The 17,426-nt window shown below is 32.2% G+C and carries 15 protein-coding genes and 1 pseudogene; 3 read left to right on the top strand and 13 right to left on the bottom strand.

The window, feature by feature from the left end; genetic code table 11:
• Positions 1–169: 169 nt before the first annotated feature.
• The 5 genes from IGJ42_RS12560 to IGJ42_RS12580 all read right to left on the bottom strand — a co-directional run bounded on the left by IGJ42_RS12560 (position 170) and on the right by IGJ42_RS12580 (position 3,964).
• Positions 170–1,273 carry an alpha-hydroxy-acid oxidizing protein gene (locus IGJ42_RS12560; protein ID WP_008380802.1) on the bottom strand — a complete coding sequence of 368 codons (1,104 nt, stop codon included), beginning with the start codon at positions 1,271–1,273 and terminating at the stop codon, positions 170–172.
• A 145-nt stretch (positions 1,274–1,418) separates the two neighbouring features.
• Positions 1,419–1,841, bottom strand: a complete 423-nt coding sequence (locus IGJ42_RS12565; RefSeq protein ID WP_176285369.1) for an NUDIX hydrolase — start codon at positions 1,839–1,841, stop codon at positions 1,419–1,421.
• A gap of 535 nt (positions 1,842–2,376) precedes the next feature.
• On the bottom strand, positions 2,377–2,820 hold the full coding sequence (locus tag IGJ42_RS12570; protein WP_010733549.1) for a hypothetical protein: 444 nt from the start codon (positions 2,818–2,820) through the stop codon (positions 2,377–2,379).
• Positions 2,821–2,824: 4 nt separating this feature from the next.
• Entirely contained in the window at positions 2,825–3,517 is a 693-nt protein-coding gene (locus IGJ42_RS12575) for a DUF3800 domain-containing protein (protein ID WP_010733550.1), read from the bottom strand.
• A gap of 201 nt (positions 3,518–3,718) precedes the next feature.
• Positions 3,719–3,964 carry a helix-turn-helix domain-containing protein gene (locus tag IGJ42_RS12580; RefSeq protein ID WP_047638989.1) on the bottom strand — a complete coding sequence of 82 codons (246 nt, stop codon included), beginning with the start codon at positions 3,962–3,964 and terminating at the stop codon, positions 3,719–3,721.
• 104 nt (positions 3,965–4,068) lie between these two features.
• On the opposite strand from IGJ42_RS12580, the gene IGJ42_RS12585 reads away from it, so the two are divergent.
• Both IGJ42_RS12585 and IGJ42_RS12590 read left to right on the top strand, forming a co-directional pair.
• Positions 4,069–4,842: a hypothetical protein gene (locus tag IGJ42_RS12585; protein ID WP_155853354.1), complete on the top strand. Its 774-nt coding sequence runs from the start codon at positions 4,069–4,071 to the stop codon at positions 4,840–4,842.
• A gap of 122 nt (positions 4,843–4,964) precedes the next feature.
• A pseudogene (locus IGJ42_RS12590) lies at positions 4,965–5,323 on the top strand (tyrosine-type recombinase/integrase); the annotation flags it as partial.
• A 229-nt stretch (positions 5,324–5,552) separates the two neighbouring features.
• Here IGJ42_RS12590 and IGJ42_RS12595 read toward each other — a convergent pair.
• The 8 genes from IGJ42_RS12595 to IGJ42_RS12630 form a co-directional block, all read right to left on the bottom strand.
• Complete coding sequence (locus tag IGJ42_RS12595; RefSeq protein ID WP_155853353.1) at positions 5,553–9,749, bottom strand: hypothetical protein; 4,197 nt, start codon at positions 9,747–9,749, stop codon at positions 5,553–5,555.
• A gap of 296 nt (positions 9,750–10,045) precedes the next feature.
• Complete coding sequence (locus tag IGJ42_RS12600; RefSeq protein ID WP_123862538.1) at positions 10,046–10,357, bottom strand: hypothetical protein; 312 nt, start codon at positions 10,355–10,357, stop codon at positions 10,046–10,048.
• A gap of 1,594 nt (positions 10,358–11,951) precedes the next feature.
• Positions 11,952–12,140: a hypothetical protein gene (locus IGJ42_RS12605; RefSeq protein WP_010733556.1), complete on the bottom strand. Its 189-nt coding sequence runs from the start codon at positions 12,138–12,140 to the stop codon at positions 11,952–11,954.
• Positions 12,141–12,153: 13 nt separating this feature from the next.
• Complete coding sequence (locus IGJ42_RS12610; protein ID WP_430615660.1) at positions 12,154–14,724, bottom strand: pLS20_p028 family conjugation system transmembrane protein; 2,571 nt, start codon at positions 14,722–14,724, stop codon at positions 12,154–12,156.
• Positions 14,711–14,929, bottom strand: coding sequence for a hypothetical protein (locus tag IGJ42_RS12615; RefSeq protein ID WP_136770845.1), 219 nt, complete (start codon positions 14,927–14,929; stop codon positions 14,711–14,713). The genes IGJ42_RS12610 and IGJ42_RS12615 overlap by 14 nt, the downstream gene beginning before the upstream one ends.
• An 8-nt stretch (positions 14,930–14,937) precedes the next feature.
• Positions 14,938–15,801: a hypothetical protein gene (locus IGJ42_RS12620; RefSeq protein WP_430616155.1), complete on the bottom strand. Its 864-nt coding sequence runs from the start codon at positions 15,799–15,801 to the stop codon at positions 14,938–14,940.
• Positions 15,802–16,196: 395 nt separating this feature from the next.
• Complete coding sequence (locus IGJ42_RS12625; protein ID WP_430615663.1) at positions 16,197–16,481, bottom strand: helix-turn-helix domain-containing protein; 285 nt, start codon at positions 16,479–16,481, stop codon at positions 16,197–16,199.
• Positions 16,438–16,716, bottom strand: coding sequence for a helix-turn-helix domain-containing protein (locus IGJ42_RS12630; RefSeq protein WP_010733560.1), 279 nt, complete (start codon positions 16,714–16,716; stop codon positions 16,438–16,440). Before IGJ42_RS12630 ends, IGJ42_RS12625 begins: the two co-directional genes overlap by 44 nt.
• A 134-nt stretch (positions 16,717–16,850) precedes the next feature.
• Between IGJ42_RS12630 and IGJ42_RS12635 the strand changes: the two genes are divergently transcribed.
• The gene (locus IGJ42_RS12635) at positions 16,851–17,423 is read left to right on the top strand and encodes a helix-turn-helix domain-containing protein (protein WP_136770847.1); all 573 of its coding nucleotides are present in this window, start codon (positions 16,851–16,853) and stop codon (positions 17,421–17,423) included.
• The last annotated feature ends 3 nt before the right edge of the window (positions 17,424–17,426 follow it).

Here is a 17,426-nt window from a genome sequence, read left to right on the forward strand (position 1 = left end):
TCTCCTTTAGTTTATTGGTCTCTTTTAAGTGTAGCGGATTTTGCAATTGTTTCAAAATCATATACACTTTTTACGGCGAAAAGAACTGTTGGCTCTGCTCTTCAGGATCAGAAAGGATCATTGAAAAAAGCACCTGAGTCAACGACTCGAGTGCTTTTTGAGGGATTGCTTATAAATAATGATTGTCCCGTAAGACGGCTTTTTTGATATCTGCCACCGTTTGCGTCCCCGCAAGCTGCATGACCATCTCCAATTCTTTTTTGAAGAAATCAAAGACTTGTTGAACACCAGTGGCACCACCTAGAGCCAACCCATAGATCACTGGTCGACCGATCGCCACTAGATCTGCTCCGCAAGCAATCGCTTTAAAGACATGCTGTCCTCGCCGTACCCCGCTATCGAAGACGATCGGCGCCCGACCTGCCACTGCTTCAGCCACGATCTGCAAGGAATCAAAGGAAGCTGGACCACCATCCAATTGGCGTCCCCCGTGATTTGAGACCCAAATCCCTTGTGCACCTGCCCCTAAAGCTCGTTCCACATCTTCTTCTGATTGCACCCCTTTGACATAAACTGGCAAGTCAGATTCTTTGGCGATAAAAGCGACGTCCTGGGGACTTAATTTTTGTTTTGAGGAGCCGTAAACGGCATCCATCGTTTGTCCGATCCCTGATTGATAAGCCTGAACGATCGGCATTGCCAACGGAAAGGTGAAGCCATTGCGGCGATCCGTTTCTCGATTGCCCCCCACGGTTGCATCTGCGGTCAAAACGATCGCTTTGGCGCCATTGCGTTTTGCCATCGCCAAGATGTCTTTGTTAATACCATCGTCTTTACTCATATAAAACTGGAACCACTGCGGCGCTTCTTGACCTCCAGCCGCTCGGATTTCTTCCAACGTACAAGAGGCATACGAACTCGCCGTATAGATCGTGCCAAAACGTGACACACCTTTGGCTGACGCTTGTTCTGCCGCAACATTTGCTAAGCCGTGGGCAGCCACAGGTGCCATAATGATTGGCGCTGACAACGTGTCACCGCCAAAGGACAACGTTGTGTCCGGTAATTCAATGTCCTTTAAGACATGAGGAATGATCAATTTGTGATTGAAGGCGCGTTCATTTTCTTGATAGGTAAAAATATCCCCCGCACCACTGCTGATATAGCCATACCCACCTTTAGGAATCACTTCCTCTGCCGCGATCTCCAAATCGCGCATATTGATAAAATCGATTGCTCCTTCTGCGGTACTTGCTTGATAAATTTTTTCCATGCCTTTCCCTACTCTCCAATAAGATAACGTTTACATTTTCATCCTACCCCTGATTGCAGGATCACGCAACTCATTCGCTCACTCCTGTCAAATAGGCTTACTTTACTTTTCCACTCAAGACAGCCCTCCATTTGAACTAGCTGAATTATTGTTTTGTTCGTTTAACATATTCTGCCAATAACAACGGCTGAATCGTTGGATATGTCCAACTGACAGGCGGCTTTACCCTTACATAGATTGCTTCGATCTCTGAGGTCAACTCATCCTCCAACTCCGTGATCTGGGCTTCGAACACCAAGCCGTAATCGGTCTCCCCGTCTTTTTCTACCCCATAGATAAATAACGGCTCTAGAGTAAAGTGCTTGGCGCCTGTTTCTTCTTTTAATTCACGGGCAGCACACTCTGTGATGCTTTCTCCTAGTTCTCGCTTGCCTCCAGGGATCTCCAAGGTGTCTCGTTCTTTGTGTTTGACATAGACGAACTTTTCTTGGTACTTGCTGATGATCACGGCAAAAACTAGCTGCTCTTCTGCGATCTTTTCAAGATCGAATATCGTTACGTTACTCATTTTTCTCATTCCTTTCAAAAAAGCAGACATGTTTCTAAAATAAACAGTCGTTAAATCAAAAAAAGTGCTGATCCCTTATGGAAAGGTCAGCACTTGCAACTTATTACTCTTCTTCTTCCGCCATGAAGTTAAGTTCATTGACGATAATTGAAGATAGTTGACATTTCAATGATTTTTGAATAGAGCTAATCATTTTATTGATGATAATTCATCTTGATTTACTTTCTTATCGTATTCAAAAACGTATTCAAGTGGCGTGCTTTTGATAGGAAAATCATAAAACTTTTTTATCCGGAACTTTGTAAAGTAAAATTATAACTCACCATTTTTTTCTCTAAATTATTCACTTAGCAACGAAACCATATTATCTATTAAACAGAAAAATCTCCCGTATAGGGAGATTACTGGTGCACTGATTATCGGGTTCATTACACAAAACCTTTGCGGATCCCAAACCATAGGTAGAGGACAATCAATATCAACCTAGCTGATATTTCATATTTATCATAATCCACAAATCTACTAGTGTCAACAATTATAATTCATATATGATAGGATTTGATTTTATCTTATCGAATACTGAAAGATCATCAATCACATAAGCTGTAACGAATGTTGCCTTCGAATCATTAATTTTCCTTATCACTACTACATAGCCATCAGGCGTTATAAGTGAAGCTCTATGACTGAAATCATGTCTTTTTCTCTTACTGTCCCAACCAGCATAAATCGTAACATTGGGATCCTTCAAAACTTCTTCAATCCAGTCAATCCGTTCAGCTCTTTCTAGTGAAAACAACGACTTATCTTTTGTTCGCCGATTACTATTTTTATAAAAAGCATGATCAAAACGCTCTGGATAAAAACGAACAGGTAATCCTTGGTGAGTCAGGATTGTCGAAGTGCAATATTTCTTTTCATAATGCATCCGATATTCATCCATAGTCTGTAGTTTCTTTAGTGGTCTATAGAATGCCATACAATCACCTCAACATTATCTTAAACACATTGAATTTTCTCTCCGAACCATATGTTGGTTGGATTGCATGATCTAAGTACTCTTCAATCAGTTCAATCAGTTCATTTTTTGCATCGCTAGAATAATCTGCATTATAATATTCGTTAAATACATAGCCTACGGCACCTATCAATAAATCAGCATACTGAACAAATACAGATTCTTTAGAATCAATGGATAAAACAGAGCTTACCTTTGCAAAGCTCGCATAATTTAAAATTCGTTCTAAATCTGGAATTCTTGAGCTCATTTTATTTTGTTTATTATCAAGATAAATTCTATAGGTTTCGTCCCAATCAAACCATTTGTAGAGCATAAAATAGTAAAATTTATAAAATCCTAATTCACCGTCTGACTGATGATATTTTTCTAAATCAACTGCGCTAGAATCCACAACAATACATCGGAATCGAATATGTTTATTTTGAAAAAAATAATCAATTAGTTCCTTGTAAAATTCAATTTTAGAAGGACTCACCTTATTCCATTTAAATTCACCGTGCACATTGTAAGTTTTTTTTAGATATTTTATTTTATTTTTTATTTTTTTTCGTTCACTAGACGGGAACCAAATACCGCCAATAACCATATATTGATCGACTGATTCATCACCAAATATAGTTTCTGGGCGACTTTCGTCACAATAGACCTCTATCATAGTTAGACCCCTCCTTCATTTTCTATTCATCCTTAAGCTACAATAATTCCCGAGTATATTCAATAAGCTAGTATACAACAGACTAACTGTAACATCCAAGTATACCCTAACGTTACACATATCAATCATTATTATACCAGTATTTCTTCGTGACACATAAGGGTGTACCATAATAATTTTAAACGAAATGACTACAAGTAGTCATTGAAGCAAATCTTCATAAGACACCTGCAGAACATCCCTAATAGCTCTCAATTGATCCAACTTAATGTGTTGGCGGCCGCCTTCGATCTTAACCAATGTTTCCCTAGTTATAGCGATTTTCTTGAGCTGTAGGTCTCTAATCAGCTCGGTTTGACCAATTCCTTTTTCTAATCGGATTCGTCTAATATTGCTACCGATTACATTTTCTCTATCATTAATTCTTTCCTCTTTCAAGAATAGCACACCTTTTGGACTAAAATTAGTCCTTTTTCTTATTAATATTAAAGATTTGGTATGCTACAATGGGACTATTATTAGTCCACATACGATTTTAAGGAGGAATTTTTTTGAAGAAATTTGCAATCATTCTAACCTACGCTTTACTCATCGGAACTATAAGCGGGTGTAACACTTCTGACACAAGTTCTACAAGTACAGAAACTAGTACAACAACCTCAGAAAAAAATTACCCAATACATTTTTTTCCGGTTCCAGATGGATTTGAAGCTTATTATCATGATAAAAAACTAGATGTTCCTTTATCAGAAACTGAATCTACTGAAAAGATTTTGCCAATTGAAATTGAAAGAAATCAAGATGATATTAAACTAAAAGCTGATCTTCCCTTACTGAACAGCACACAAATTGATAGACATGAAAATATCAAAGTTAATATTGAAAAAGGAGCGTTAGCACAACTTTATACTAAAAAAGTTGAACAATTTTTTGAGGCTGGTGCCAATAAAGACTTTTCAAAAATAAGCGATTATTCGGATAATTTTTTTAATGAAACCCAAGATGAAATCACGAACTCAACTTTTATGGCTGAAGATATGTACAATATGACGTTAAAAAAAATAAAAGCTTACGACCATCCATTAAATCTGACACTAAATAATGGATTACTCTCTTTTGTATTAGCAGGTTACGTTGACTATGAATATTCACCAGATTATTTGGAGACACCTCTTCAACACGAGAACAATGATATTAATTTTAGATTTGTCTACGAGTCAAAAAGTAAAACATGGTTAGTTGATCAATTAAGCACTATAAACACATGCTTCCATGAATTACCTAAACCTGAAAATGAAGCTGATATGGTCATTAAAATCTTCTAAAAAAAGAAGCGTTGAAAAAATTAAATTTTCTTCAACGCTTCTTTTATTGATTCAATTTGCAATATTACTTGAATGTATAATCTGATTTCTAAATAGTCAAAAAACTTCTTGTGGCAGATAATAGAATGAAAATAATGATTCTATATGGCTATAATACGTATTCATCATGATAGTTCTTATTCACTACAAACTAAAACAAGCTTCACTATACTCAAGTAGTAAACATTGGTTAGAATAGATTTACAAAAGGACACCGATGGAACTTCAAATCACTCTACATAGATTTAGGCACACCCACTGTAGCTTATTGTTTGAAAGTGGGGCTTTAATAAAAGAAGTACAAAAACGTTTAGGTTTTAAAAATATTAAATCTACTATGAATATCTATGCTAACGTCACACCACAATTCGTTAAGAAAACTGGGAATAAAAAATTCGAGGTACTACAATATCAACGTTTCGAGCAAAGATTTAATTCTTAACAAACTGACTCTTCCAGCAGAAAGTTATCTTTTCTTAGTGGCTCTAACAGGTGCTCAACGTTGATATAACAGTATTTATTTTTATAATGAATAATTCTGTATCTCGCTAATTTTTGACAATTGTAGTTAGTTTTAATTAAAAAGCACGGATATTTTTTAAAATTTTTAATAACAAGTTTTCTATTGCGAGATATAATAAATACTTGATATTCTCCATTTATTATAGGTTTTATCGATCATAATATCCATGTTTGTTGTCTTGCTCAAAATAGATGTACTGATTACCTTCTTTGACAAAATAATAATGGGAATCATGGTATTGATTTAGTCCAATCTTATCATAATAACAAAACCAAACAATTGTGTATTCATTTTTCAAACAAAACTCATCGATAAAATCCTTTTTTACTAATAGTACTCTCTCTCCACCAATAAATCTTCCATCAAAACAAACACATTCATTCTTATCATTTTTCCATTTATAGTCTGAATCCATTTTCAACTGTCCAAAATCTACCAAAATTTTGCTTGGCATTAGTAAAGAAAGAGACTCATTAGTTTTATCCTCATCTAGTGAAGTATATTGATCAGCTTTTTCCCACCCATAGCAATGACTTGAATGTATATATACTTTTTTATCGTACTCACTTCTCTCTTTTTCCCAGTTAATATATGCTTCATGCCAATAATATTCTCTTAAAAAAATATTGTAAGTAGTTGGTGAAGAGACATTACCAATATCATTCATGGCTTCTTGATGAAGTTTTTTTAATTCAGATTTTTTAACAAATACTGCTCTTCCCATTATTGTTAGATTTTCAGTTTTATCCTGTGTAAAACCTTGAGAACCATCCTTTTGTCTTCTATCATCATTATAAAACGACAAAGCATAGTATTCTTCAGATTCAAATTCTGTTGATATATAATAACGAAGCATTTTTACATCTATATTTTCTTTCATCCAAATATCAGTTAAATAATCGGGTAAAGAAAAATCAAATATTCTTTTTTTGGATAATGGAGGTGTTTCATCTGTTACTGATACGTCTATGTTTCGTATATACGAGTCACTAACAGTCCATTTTTTTTGATAATCCCTTTCTATATTTATTATATGGTCATTTTCGTCCAGCTCCTCTTCATATTCATATAATCCTGAAAAATCTTTATTTGTAATTGCAGAAATCCACAACTCATCCTTGTGTTTTATATATTGATTATATTCATCATCAAAAGTGACTTTAAGATTATAAGGAATAAAATTATCTGAGATATTTGCTAATATCTCATAAAAAGCAATCCACTGATATTTTTTCCCAATTCGTTCTTCTTTATTTGAAAATCTATCAAAGTAACGACCATCCAGAGTATCAAATTCAGAAAACAACTCCGGAGAATAGCCAAGATCTAAGCATAATTTAACAACGATATTACTCAAATCTTGTATATCAAATTGTTCTTCCCAAGGAGAAAGAGCTGATTGAAAAGTGTATCTACCAAAATCGCCATACATTCCATTAGCTCTTCCAAAATTTGTCATCATTGAACGTGTGATACTGCTAAAACCAGAATGTTTTTCATATATTTTTTTTAACTCTAAAATATGTTCATCAGTCACTTCTTCGTATTCCCAAATACCTTCATATTTGGGAAATACTTTAGATAAATCTACTTTTTCGTTTAATGCATTATGATGGATAGCATAATTAATTATTTGGCGCCCATAATCCCTCGCTAACACATTGGGAATCAAATCTTCAACATCGAAAAATGAATCATAAACCTGTTTTGATACTTCTTCGATTTTCTTAGGATCATTTAAATTAATTGTTGCTCCGTATATAGCAGCCATAGCACGCTCTACAACGTATCGATCTTTTACATTTACAAAGCTCGAAATGAAAAACTTTATCAATTCTGAATCAAAATTTAATATTTTAACAATTGCAAGAGTTGCCTGATCCCTGTAATATCTATTAGTACTTGAAAGTATCCATCCTAATTGAAGTAATATTAACTCAGCATCTTTTTTATTTGTATATTCGTAAAATTCTCTATACCATTTTGTAAACTGACCAACAAAAGTTCTATAATACTTTGATATATTCATGGTCCAAACTAAATCAATTTCTTGCTGATTTTTTTTCAATAAAAAATTGTGCAACCATCTAGAATTGATAGGAGAATTGTGATTTATTGATAACTGAAATTGAGATGTTACAAAATACATCATTAACTCATTTATCATAGATACATCAGTTTCAATAAATTTTACCAGTTCAAATGAAATTGCACTTGAATTTCTATAAGGAAAACTATCAAAAATAATTTCAAACATTAAATAACTCATTCCTAATTTAGGAAAATACGAAAATATTTCTTTTTTTTCATGATTTGCAATGAGGGTGGAAAGCATAATCAATACTCCATAATTATTGCGTAAGGCTAAATCATCTTTAAAATATGAAGCTAATTCTGGAACGCTTTCCAAATCTTCAATTTTTTTAGTTCTTATATATTTTTGATAAATATAATCTGCAATAAAAAAATCACTGAATTTTTCAAATTGGAAATCTAAAAAGATTTTTTCTTCGCCTGCTTCAATAACTTGTAGTAGTCCCTCATTAATTAATTCCTTAAGTAAAATACCGGGACTATCAATAGCTAGTTTATGTCCAACAGTTATTAATTTGTCGTACACGGTGTTATATTCTAGCATTGACCATTTACTTTCAATTTTTAATTCTGAAATAGACAGTATTAATTCATTTAATATACCTCTTTTAGGATCGAAGTTCATTCGGTCTTTTGCAGATAGATTCAACTCTAACTTATTTAGATAATGTTTCATAATGGTTTCTATTGAAAAATTTGAAGTAAATTGCTTTATATTTGAATCTATGAGCAACTGGCATACCATTTTTAAAAACAACGGATTATTATATTCCTCATTAAAAGAGGGTACGGTAGGATACGCCAGTTTATAGTATTGGCAAAATGCTTTAATTGAATCATTAACCGTCCCTTCCAGACCAGTATGCTTCAACTTACTAAAATTTAATTTATTAAAATCTTCTGGAAGAATAGTCATTTCATATTCAGTTCTAATAGATAAAACAATCCCTATATTTGGGTATTCTTGAATTTCTTTTATGAAGCCTATTAGACGCTCTTTCCACAAAGTTAAACCTGCGCCTTCATTTAAAGCATCTATAAAAATTATTGATCGGTTTCCAGTCTCTACGCTTTTTCTCTCAAGCTCCTCCAAAACCGACTTGAAAGAAGAATTAGGAATTCTTAAAGATTCCATAATTTGACTGACAGGATCAGCATTTTTATAAAAATAAGACCCTAAGAATAAAAAAGTTGAATGCCCTCTTCCAGTAAATTTCTTAGCATAATCAGCTAACAAATGACTTTTCCCAATTCCTGCTTTCCCCGTAACTAATAAATAAGGTTGGCCTATTAGTTCTACATTAGATGTTGCTAAAAATTCAATTAGGCCGGTTAAATTTCTGCTAAGGGGCTCAATATAATGACGTAGTATAGATTTTTCTTCATTACTCAATTCGTCAATCCAATAAACATCAGGAAGTGCCATTAATTCAAGCTTTTTTTTCAGATCAAAAAAATTTGTGGAAAAAGTTATTTCTGTTTTTATTAAATCAAGAAATTCTAAAGAAATTATATTATTCAATTCACTTATTGAAGTGTATTTTTCATTATTGCTTAATCTACAATACAAGGTTGAATATCCAGTAGAAACTTGCATTCTAAGCCTGTTTATTTCTATGAGAAACTCATCTGATTTTCCTAAGCATTCTAAAGACCATTTGTTCTGAGTTTCAATGTTAAAATCAGAGGTATATCTCCCACCTAGATTGTTAATAGAACGGTTTAATGAGTGCGTCAAAAAGTCTGTAGTCAAATGTATTTCTTTTTCATAATAATCGAGAGAAAATTTCTTATCTAATAAAGAGCTGATTGTACTCAACTGCGCTTTTGAATCTAAAGACATATTGGAAAACATTTGCTTATATAAAGAATCTAATAAGTCGTTAAAATAACGAAACAAAATATCTTCATTAGTAAAAATAGATCTTGAGTATTTCGAGTTCTGTTCATTCATGTGACTCATTGCTCGAGTAACCAAGTTCGATATAAAAGCTTCCTTATCGGATATAACTTCTTCTGAATATCTTTCATATACATACTGATAAATTTCACATCTTGTGTTATTCTTCATCAAAAAGTCCTGAAAGCTTTTTCTATCAATTTCAGAATCTACGAATTGTGACTGAAAGGTCGAAATAGACCCAATTATTTTTTTATATTCTTTTTTCTCCAAAATACTATCAATGCCTTTAGAAATTTTTCGTTCTAAAAGAATCCCCGTTACAGTTGTAGTTAACCATGATAACACCATTTTTCGTCCCCCAGTACAATGTTACAAAACAAATGATATTTACTACTTTAAATAACTACTTTATTATACCAATATTTCCATGTGACATGTGACTTCAATACTTTAAATCCAATTGACTACAAGTAATTTTGAACCTGTTACTTCTTTCAGTACTTTAAGCACATTTTTTTGAAATTTATTGGAATAATAGTATAGAAAATGAACACTGTTCTTTTTCTATACATACATTATGATGTACTCATAATAAATGCAAGCGTTTGAGGAATAATTAACCCTTCCAACACTTGCTCTAGTGCTTATTTATTTTGACTTAAACTAATAATTTTATTTCTAAATAGTCGAAAAACTTCTTGTGGTTGATAATAGTCTGTATCTATTTCAAATATTTCCGAAAACAATTCAAGAAATTTTTCTACTGAAATGATAATGTTACTATCTTCTTCTTGGCTATTTTTTTTTATTTCTGCTTCTAATTCAAATAAATCTAGTGACGAACTAAAATCATAAACTAAGTCATATTGAATAAAAAAATCAAGAAAAATTTGCTCAAACTCTTCCTTATTTATCACTAATGTTTCAAACGGAACAACTTTATTTACATCAGACATTCTCCCAATTTCCTCACTTTCATTTTAAATCGTCCATTGTTGCGGACGTGTCAGATTCTCTCTATCATTTTTCAGTGCATAGATTACTTGTAATACACGGCCATGTTTTGTAAACTTTTTTAGTTAGTCGAATATTTTTTAAATGTGCGTTTCATATCATACGGTTGATAGATTTTCTCCTATTTTTTTAATCTTTTATCACAACTTTTATCGTTTTTTCTTCTGAAAAAAATCTTGCTTACATCATTACATAGTTTCCAAAAAGATACATTACTAGTAGAAACAACAAGATTCCTTTATTTCCCGCTGAAATGGGAAGAATATTTTAAATATTTTTTCTCCTTTAACTTACACTATAAAGTATCTTAATCACACGATATGCTAGCCACTAAATTCATTATATTTGATTCCTTTTTTAAGATAATGTAGCATTTTTTTATCCAATAACGCAATTGTTTTCAAGGATAAATTTCTTAAGATGGTACATTTCAAAATGGTATTTAAACTATAAAACAAAAAAGAAAGAAAAGAGCATAAGGGAAAACTGATAGCACCTTCCTAAAGGAAGGTGGCTAAGTTGGCTGTGCCAACTGGTTTTCTTTCAAAATCACTTCATATTTTTTTGCTATCACAAAAAAATCCATTTTCGACCTATTTTCGGTCATAATATAGTACCTACTTTTGGTCATAGTTTCGTCCATAGTTTTGGTCATAGTGACTAAGGCTTTTACGCACAAAAAAAGAGTGGCAAAATAAAGCTTGCCATTCTCTTTTCTATTCACAAAATTGGTTTAAATTTGCTTTCTTTAACACTTCATTTATATCATAGCAATTATAATGTTTACACTACATCATTCCTAATTTTAACGGTTGTTCCTCTTTATATTTTTTAAGTTCTACATTTTTTTGAGTTTAATTGCTTTTCTCTTTTCTTTATATTCCGCTCCAACTTTCTCTTTAATAGTGACAATAGAATTACATATTTTTGCTAAACTTCCTTAAAAAAAATGGATCTCAATTACTCAAATTTGCTTGCAGACTTCTCTAAGTGCTTTGTTTTTTTTCATAATTACTTGATTTCATTTCCATTTTCTTCTATTGAAAATTTATTATTTTTATTAGTCGTACGCATAGAACTGATTTCATTTTTTTATCTATTTGATTATCTAGCGTTTGAAATTCTAAATTTTGATTGGCTTCATCAATATCTTTTTATATTACTTTATTTTATTCACAATATTTATTTTCTTGTTTACATTGGTCACAGTTTCATTCGTCACTTCGGTGATATTTTTTCAATTTACAAATAAAAAGAGTTGAACCTAGTGTATAACGGTTCAACTCTTTTGCAAGTTTCATGGGGCATACTATCACTTTTAATCTGACAGATGTAAACCTCTCTTTATTTTTTTGTTACTCCAATTTTAAACAATAGCTCCTTTATATGTTGTCAATATTGCTCTACATATTCTAACTCTTTTACCCATTCTTTCACTGAAGTGGAAGAGAATAACAGCTTAATCCCCAATAATTCTTTATCATAAATCCATGTGAAATACAATTTTAAAAAAACATTTAATTCATGGATTTTCTCTTAACTTTTTTCTAGATAACAATATTTCAGGTTGTTTTTTATCTCATGTTTTATCTTCAATTCTTCTTGAATCATCAGTTCAATATAATTAGTGACCGTGATTTTTTCATTTGTTGCGTTCTTTACTGATTCACATAATTCGTCAAGCTCTAAGAAATCATGCGTACTAATCTGCAGAATTAATTGCATGACAATCACCTCTTTATTTTTTTAATAGACTATCGAAAAGTGGATTAGGATCATTAAATGTATCTCTGAACAACTCGTTATCTTCATAAGTGAATCTTCGTCTTGGTTTTGATCCCTTATCATTTTCACGGATTTCACTATCAATAATCACTGTTTCATGATTTGAATCAAATTTTTTCGCTGACTTTCTTTCTTCAACAATATTGATTTTTTGTGTTTTTTCTTTCATTTCTCCACTATCTTTTTGAACGTTCTCCCGAACATCTACTGTTTTGAACCCTTGACTACTTGTAGAACTTTGTACATTTTCTCGGACATCTACTGTTTTTGGTTGACTTGTACTGCTACTTTGCAGATTTTCTCGAACATCAATTGTCTTAGTACCTTGACCATTTGAAGAACTTTGTAAATTCTCTCTTACATCAACATTCCGTCCGACATGACCATTCAATGAACCTTGAATATTTTCTCGAACATCTACTGATCGGCCACCTTGACTACTTGTAGAATTTTGTAGATTTTCTTTGACTAATTTTTCTAATCCTGTATTTGAATTTTTAGCTTCTTGGATTATTTCTTTGGTCAACGCTTCTTTTTCGTCCATATTAGCGCCTGTACGCCCTTCTACACGTTTCCTTAACATTTCCTCACGATTTATTGCTTCAGGCGTGTATTTCGCTTCCTGACGCTTCTGATTAATTAATTCTTCAGCAGACTTAGCTTGACCGTGCATAGCATTTTTACGTTCTTCAATATCTTGTTGGACTTTTTGCTGAATTGCACTTACAGGATTATTATTCGATTCAGCATTATTTTTCATTGCTTCACGCATACGTTCAGAACTAGACATAATTCTATCGGCATTTTCAACCCTAGCACCATCTTTTCTATCCGAAAGACGTGTTGGCATGGAATCAGCATATTTTCCAGTTTCATCTTCTTTATTTTTAGCTAACATAGGTTTGCTATTTTTATTAATAGCGGACACGGTACCATCATCTAAACCTTCTTTGAACTTATTCTTGGTATCATTAGCCATATTACGCATACTCTTAAATGGTTTTGTTGCTCTTTCACTAGCCATTGTAGCTCCATCTGAAGCTAAACCTGATATTCCACGTTCATCGGCATATCCCAAAAATCTTCCAGTTTTGCCAGCTTTTTTTGATAAACTTTCGCCGAAATTCTTTTCAGGTTTTCGATCTTCTCCTTCCCTGCTGTATGATCCATTTCCGTTTCCACTTCCTTTCGCTCGATTAAATCCATTTGATCCTTTTCTAAACAGCATAGCGCCCATGCCAAATGCTGAAGCAAGCTGGCCATAGCCTTCTTTTAAACCAATATCCACGCCAAAGTAACGCATGACTGTTCCACTACCCTTTATTAGAACGAACACGGCACAGATATAAGCAATTGTTTTTATAAAAATATTCGTTGAGATACCTTCGCCAGCGTTTAGATAATTTATGAACATTGCAAACATAGACAATCCAAATCCCTGAAAACCGACAGTCAAATAACACTGTAGAATATCTGACAAAACTTGTTTTGAACGCTGTCCTGTCTCAATATCTGATGCAAAAACAAGAACCCCTAACACACGCTTAAATGCCAGTTCTAGTATTGCTGTAATAATGACAAACGCGCTAAACACGTATGCGATTGCCAACGCTGTCAACCCAATCGAAATTCCCCAAAGATTTGCTTGATAGCGATAATAGCCTGATTTCAAGCTATCAGAAAATGTTGATAAAAAGTTATCAGAAAACTTTGTGGCAACAAATTCATTATTAGAATTTTCAACTAATTCATAGCGAAGATTATCCGCAACTGGATTTTCTTTTTCCAATTTATCAATCACTTTATCCGTCAACACTTGTGTGAGATCCGTCTGTTGAAAATTTTTTCGTGTTAACTTATTCCGATCCTCCGTTTTATCAATGCTTGAGTACTGATCTGTTTTATTAATATATGCCAAATCTGTTACTCCTTGTTTTATCAATGACCAAGCGACTCCGTCATCTGAATTTGTAATCGTAGTAGCATCATTGTAAAGTATTTTGGAAAATTGAATACCGCTAGAAATCATCGTTGGCATTAAAAGAATTAATGCAATCGACATTACAACATTCATTCCAACAGATTTTAGATCAACCGTTCCTTTACCTGTAATCATTTTATAACCAATAATCACTAGTGAAAGTATCATTAAGCCAACAACAATGGTACTTAAAACTGATTGATAGACTTTATTCAATCCGGTACTTTCTACAAAGCTAAACAAATCTAAAACCTTGGGAATCATATTTTGAATACTATCGACAACAGCGAACGTTGCTTTTATAACAGACCATCCTATCCATAATCCAAACTGACTGTAAAAATTTCCGTTATATTTTTTTAGATAATTCTGATAGAGTGGATTAGTTAAAAAATCAGTTTGACTCTCAGTATCATCAAACCAGCTGAAAATACTTGCGTGAGTAACATCACACTTAAAAAGAATCATAGCTATTAGAACAAGAAAAATAACCGCCAACCAATTTATTTTTCTATTAGCAATCTTTTTTTTAAATATTTTCATCGTTACCTCCCTCAGCCCATTTTCTGAGACTCTCAGAGAGTTTCTGAGCTGTTTTTCTGTCAATTATGATATGAGTTACACATTTATCATTTTCAGATCTTAAATCGAGAACTACTGTGTTGAAGCAGATACTCTCGATTAGTTCGAGAGTATCAGTGTTTTGATCAAGACACAAAATCTGATCTATTAGACGATTTTTAATCATGTTTTTTCTCATTCTAACCAATTATGCATAGAGATTTTAGGTAACTCTTTAATTCCGAGTGCTTTATTGAATTGATCTGTAGTCTCTATATTTTCTAAAAGCTGATTTTTATATCTAATTTGAAGTCCATGTAGAAAAAATTTTGTGTAATCGAATAGTCCTTCATCTGTTTTCGCTTGAAAAACGCATGCTTTATGTTGTGTTGTAATGCATTGAGCGTTAATATACTGGATATTTTCATATAAAAATTCAATGATTTTTCTGATATCTTTTATATCTACATTAGTGTTTTTCAAATAGTGATACACTTGAAATAATTTTCGACCATCTTCGCTATTTGCTTCATAAAGAACACTAATCTTACTGTAAATTATCTTTATATTAATATCCTCTTCTTTTATGGTGGGAGTAGTCTTTGATGTGTTCTGTGAAGTAGTCTTTGTATACGTATATACGAATTTGTACATACCTCTACCTTTTTTTAAAGAGACATATCTCTTTTTTTTGATCCCCCTCTGACGAATTTTCGACACATACTCCTTTTTTTCGCAATCTAAAGAAGGAAAAGTAATTTCTATCAATTTATGTACATTTAAAACAATGTACATAACATTTGATAATGTAACTGCTCTCTGCTCATAGTAAATATTTCTAAAAACTCTTTTAATAATCCCCTTTTTCTCTAAGTACACAATTGCATCTTTTATAGCTCTTTCTGATAACCCTGTTTTTTTGCTTAATTGCTTATATGATTTTTGCAAAATATCTTCAATAAATTTCTTTTTATATCCAATTAACTGGCCCTCATCGTTAAAAATTTTTTTGGGTCTGTACCAGTAAGTAATTTCTGCTAAGATAACTATTGCATTCAGATAGGGCTTCTCAACACCTTTTTTCGTTTTTTTTCTTAATTGGCCGTACCACGAATGTGGAATTACATTTCCATCTAAATTTATTTCTCTAAGTTTGTCGACTACAACATTTCCAGAGGACAACATTTTTTCACCTGCTTTTTTGATATAATATCTATAAATAAAGTTTTCTCAGAACTTTATTGTCGAGTGTTCCCCCAGTCTGCAAACTTTCGGGAGCACTCTTTTTTATTTTTTTTTAACATTTTTAATACCCTTTTCTGCATGTACACATTATATTGAATCGAATTGGATTGAAGATAAATCTCGATTTTTTTTAATCAACTTTGCTACTTCATCATCACTCATATAATCACTTCCTTTTTTCATATCAAAAGCACGCCACGCAACTTTTTTTATACTTCATATTCTTTGATAAATCTTGCTAATTCTTCTTTTCTAATAAACTGACAATCATTGATAATACTGACTTTCAATCCTTTTTCACGTATAAATTTCTTTAATGTACTTCTGCTCACACTTAAATATTCACATGCTTCTCCCAGCCTAAAAAATTCTTTGTTAAAAGAAGTTTCAATTCTGATCTGATCTACCGCCTCTTTTGCAACATGATAAAAGTAATTTCTTAGTTCATGATCAAGATTTGGAGGTAGAATCACCTGTATTTCTTTTTGAACCATTAAAAATCTCCCCTTCACAACTACTTGTATTTCCGACATCATTGTTAAAAAAAATAATTTTAACTACATCATTTATTTTAAAAAGAACTTTAGATGAGGGTAGCACCTTACCACTTTCAATTTCTGCATAATAACTTCTAGAAATTCCAATCAACCTAGCCATTTGGTTTTGTGTATACCCAAGACGTTTTCTTTCTACATATAAACGTTTCAGGTACTTCTTCCTAGATTTCATTTTAGCACCAACTTTCCATCTTGTATTTCCGACATTTTTTACACTTTTACTTTACCATGGCTATTAAATACCGTCAACAATTATTTCTTGTATTTCCGACACTTTTTATTTAATATGTATATGGAGGTGATTTTTTGGATATTGGTAGAAACATTAAAATTGCACGTAAACAAAAAAAAATGACGCAAAATGATTTAGCAATCAAAGCTAACATCTCTCGCTCTTATCTTGCCGATGTAGAAGGAAATCGATATAACCCTAGTATTGAAACTTTAGACTCCATAGCACGAGCATTAGACGTTCAAATAGGAACATTATTGAGCGATAGTTCAAAAAAGAATTTTTCAATAAAAAATGCTATATTGACCGAGACAACTGGACAATATGATATTAGATTTTTTAATGGATTTCAATATGATCTCATATCTTTACAACTTAATGTCAAATACTTAGAAAACATCACTCTCTTTATTATTGAAGCATTTGAGGGTAATGAAAACCAAGTTCTTGAGTACCTTGGAACATTTTATGATGAACTATTTATTTCTAAACTTGCTTTAGAAATTGTAAATAATTTTGTTGCTCAGATTAAATTACTTTCAAATAATGAAAAGGCTATTCTTATTTGGAAAGGCCTAATATTTTCTAATGAAGCAGATTTTCAAAAAGAACTTTTTAATTTTAAAGGCAAGTATTATATTACTTAAAAA

Origin of the sequence: Enterococcus sp. DIV1067f (assembly GCF_050543505.1) — a bacterium.
Taxonomy (GTDB): Bacteria; Bacillota; Bacilli; order Lactobacillales; family Enterococcaceae; genus Enterococcus_D; species Enterococcus_D entomosocium.

Coding starts and splice junctions, on each gene's coding strand:
- IGJ42_RS12560 (WP_008380802.1), bottom strand. CDS start 1,273: ATGGAAAAAATTTATCAAGCAAGTACCGCAGAAGGAGCAATCGATTTT.
- IGJ42_RS12565 (WP_176285369.1), bottom strand. CDS start 1,841: ATGAGTAACGTAACGATATTCGATCTTGAAAAGATCGCAGAAGAGCAG.
- IGJ42_RS12570 (WP_010733549.1), bottom strand. CDS start 2,820: ATGGCATTCTATAGACCACTAAAGAAACTACAGACTATGGATGAATAT.
- IGJ42_RS12575 (WP_010733550.1), bottom strand. CDS start 3,517: ATGATAGAGGTCTATTGTGACGAAAGTCGCCCAGAAACTATATTTGGT.
- IGJ42_RS12595 (WP_155853353.1), bottom strand. CDS start 9,749: ATGGTGTTATCATGGTTAACTACAACTGTAACGGGGATTCTTTTAGAA.
- IGJ42_RS12600 (WP_123862538.1), bottom strand. CDS start 10,357: ATGTCTGATGTAAATAAAGTTGTTCCGTTTGAAACATTAGTGATAAAT.
- IGJ42_RS12605 (WP_010733556.1), bottom strand. CDS start 12,140: ATGCAATTAATTCTGCAGATTAGTACGCATGATTTCTTAGAGCTTGAC.
- IGJ42_RS12610 (WP_430615660.1), bottom strand. CDS start 14,724: ATGAAAATATTTAAAAAAAAGATTGCTAATAGAAAAATAAATTGGTTG.
- IGJ42_RS12615 (WP_136770845.1), bottom strand. CDS start 14,929: ATGATTAAAAATCGTCTAATAGATCAGATTTTGTGTCTTGATCAAAAC.
- IGJ42_RS12625 (WP_430615663.1), bottom strand. CDS start 16,481: ATGGTTCAAAAAGAAATACAGGTGATTCTACCTCCAAATCTTGATCAT.
- IGJ42_RS12630 (WP_010733560.1), bottom strand. CDS start 16,716: ATGAAATCTAGGAAGAAGTACCTGAAACGTTTATATGTAGAAAGAAAA.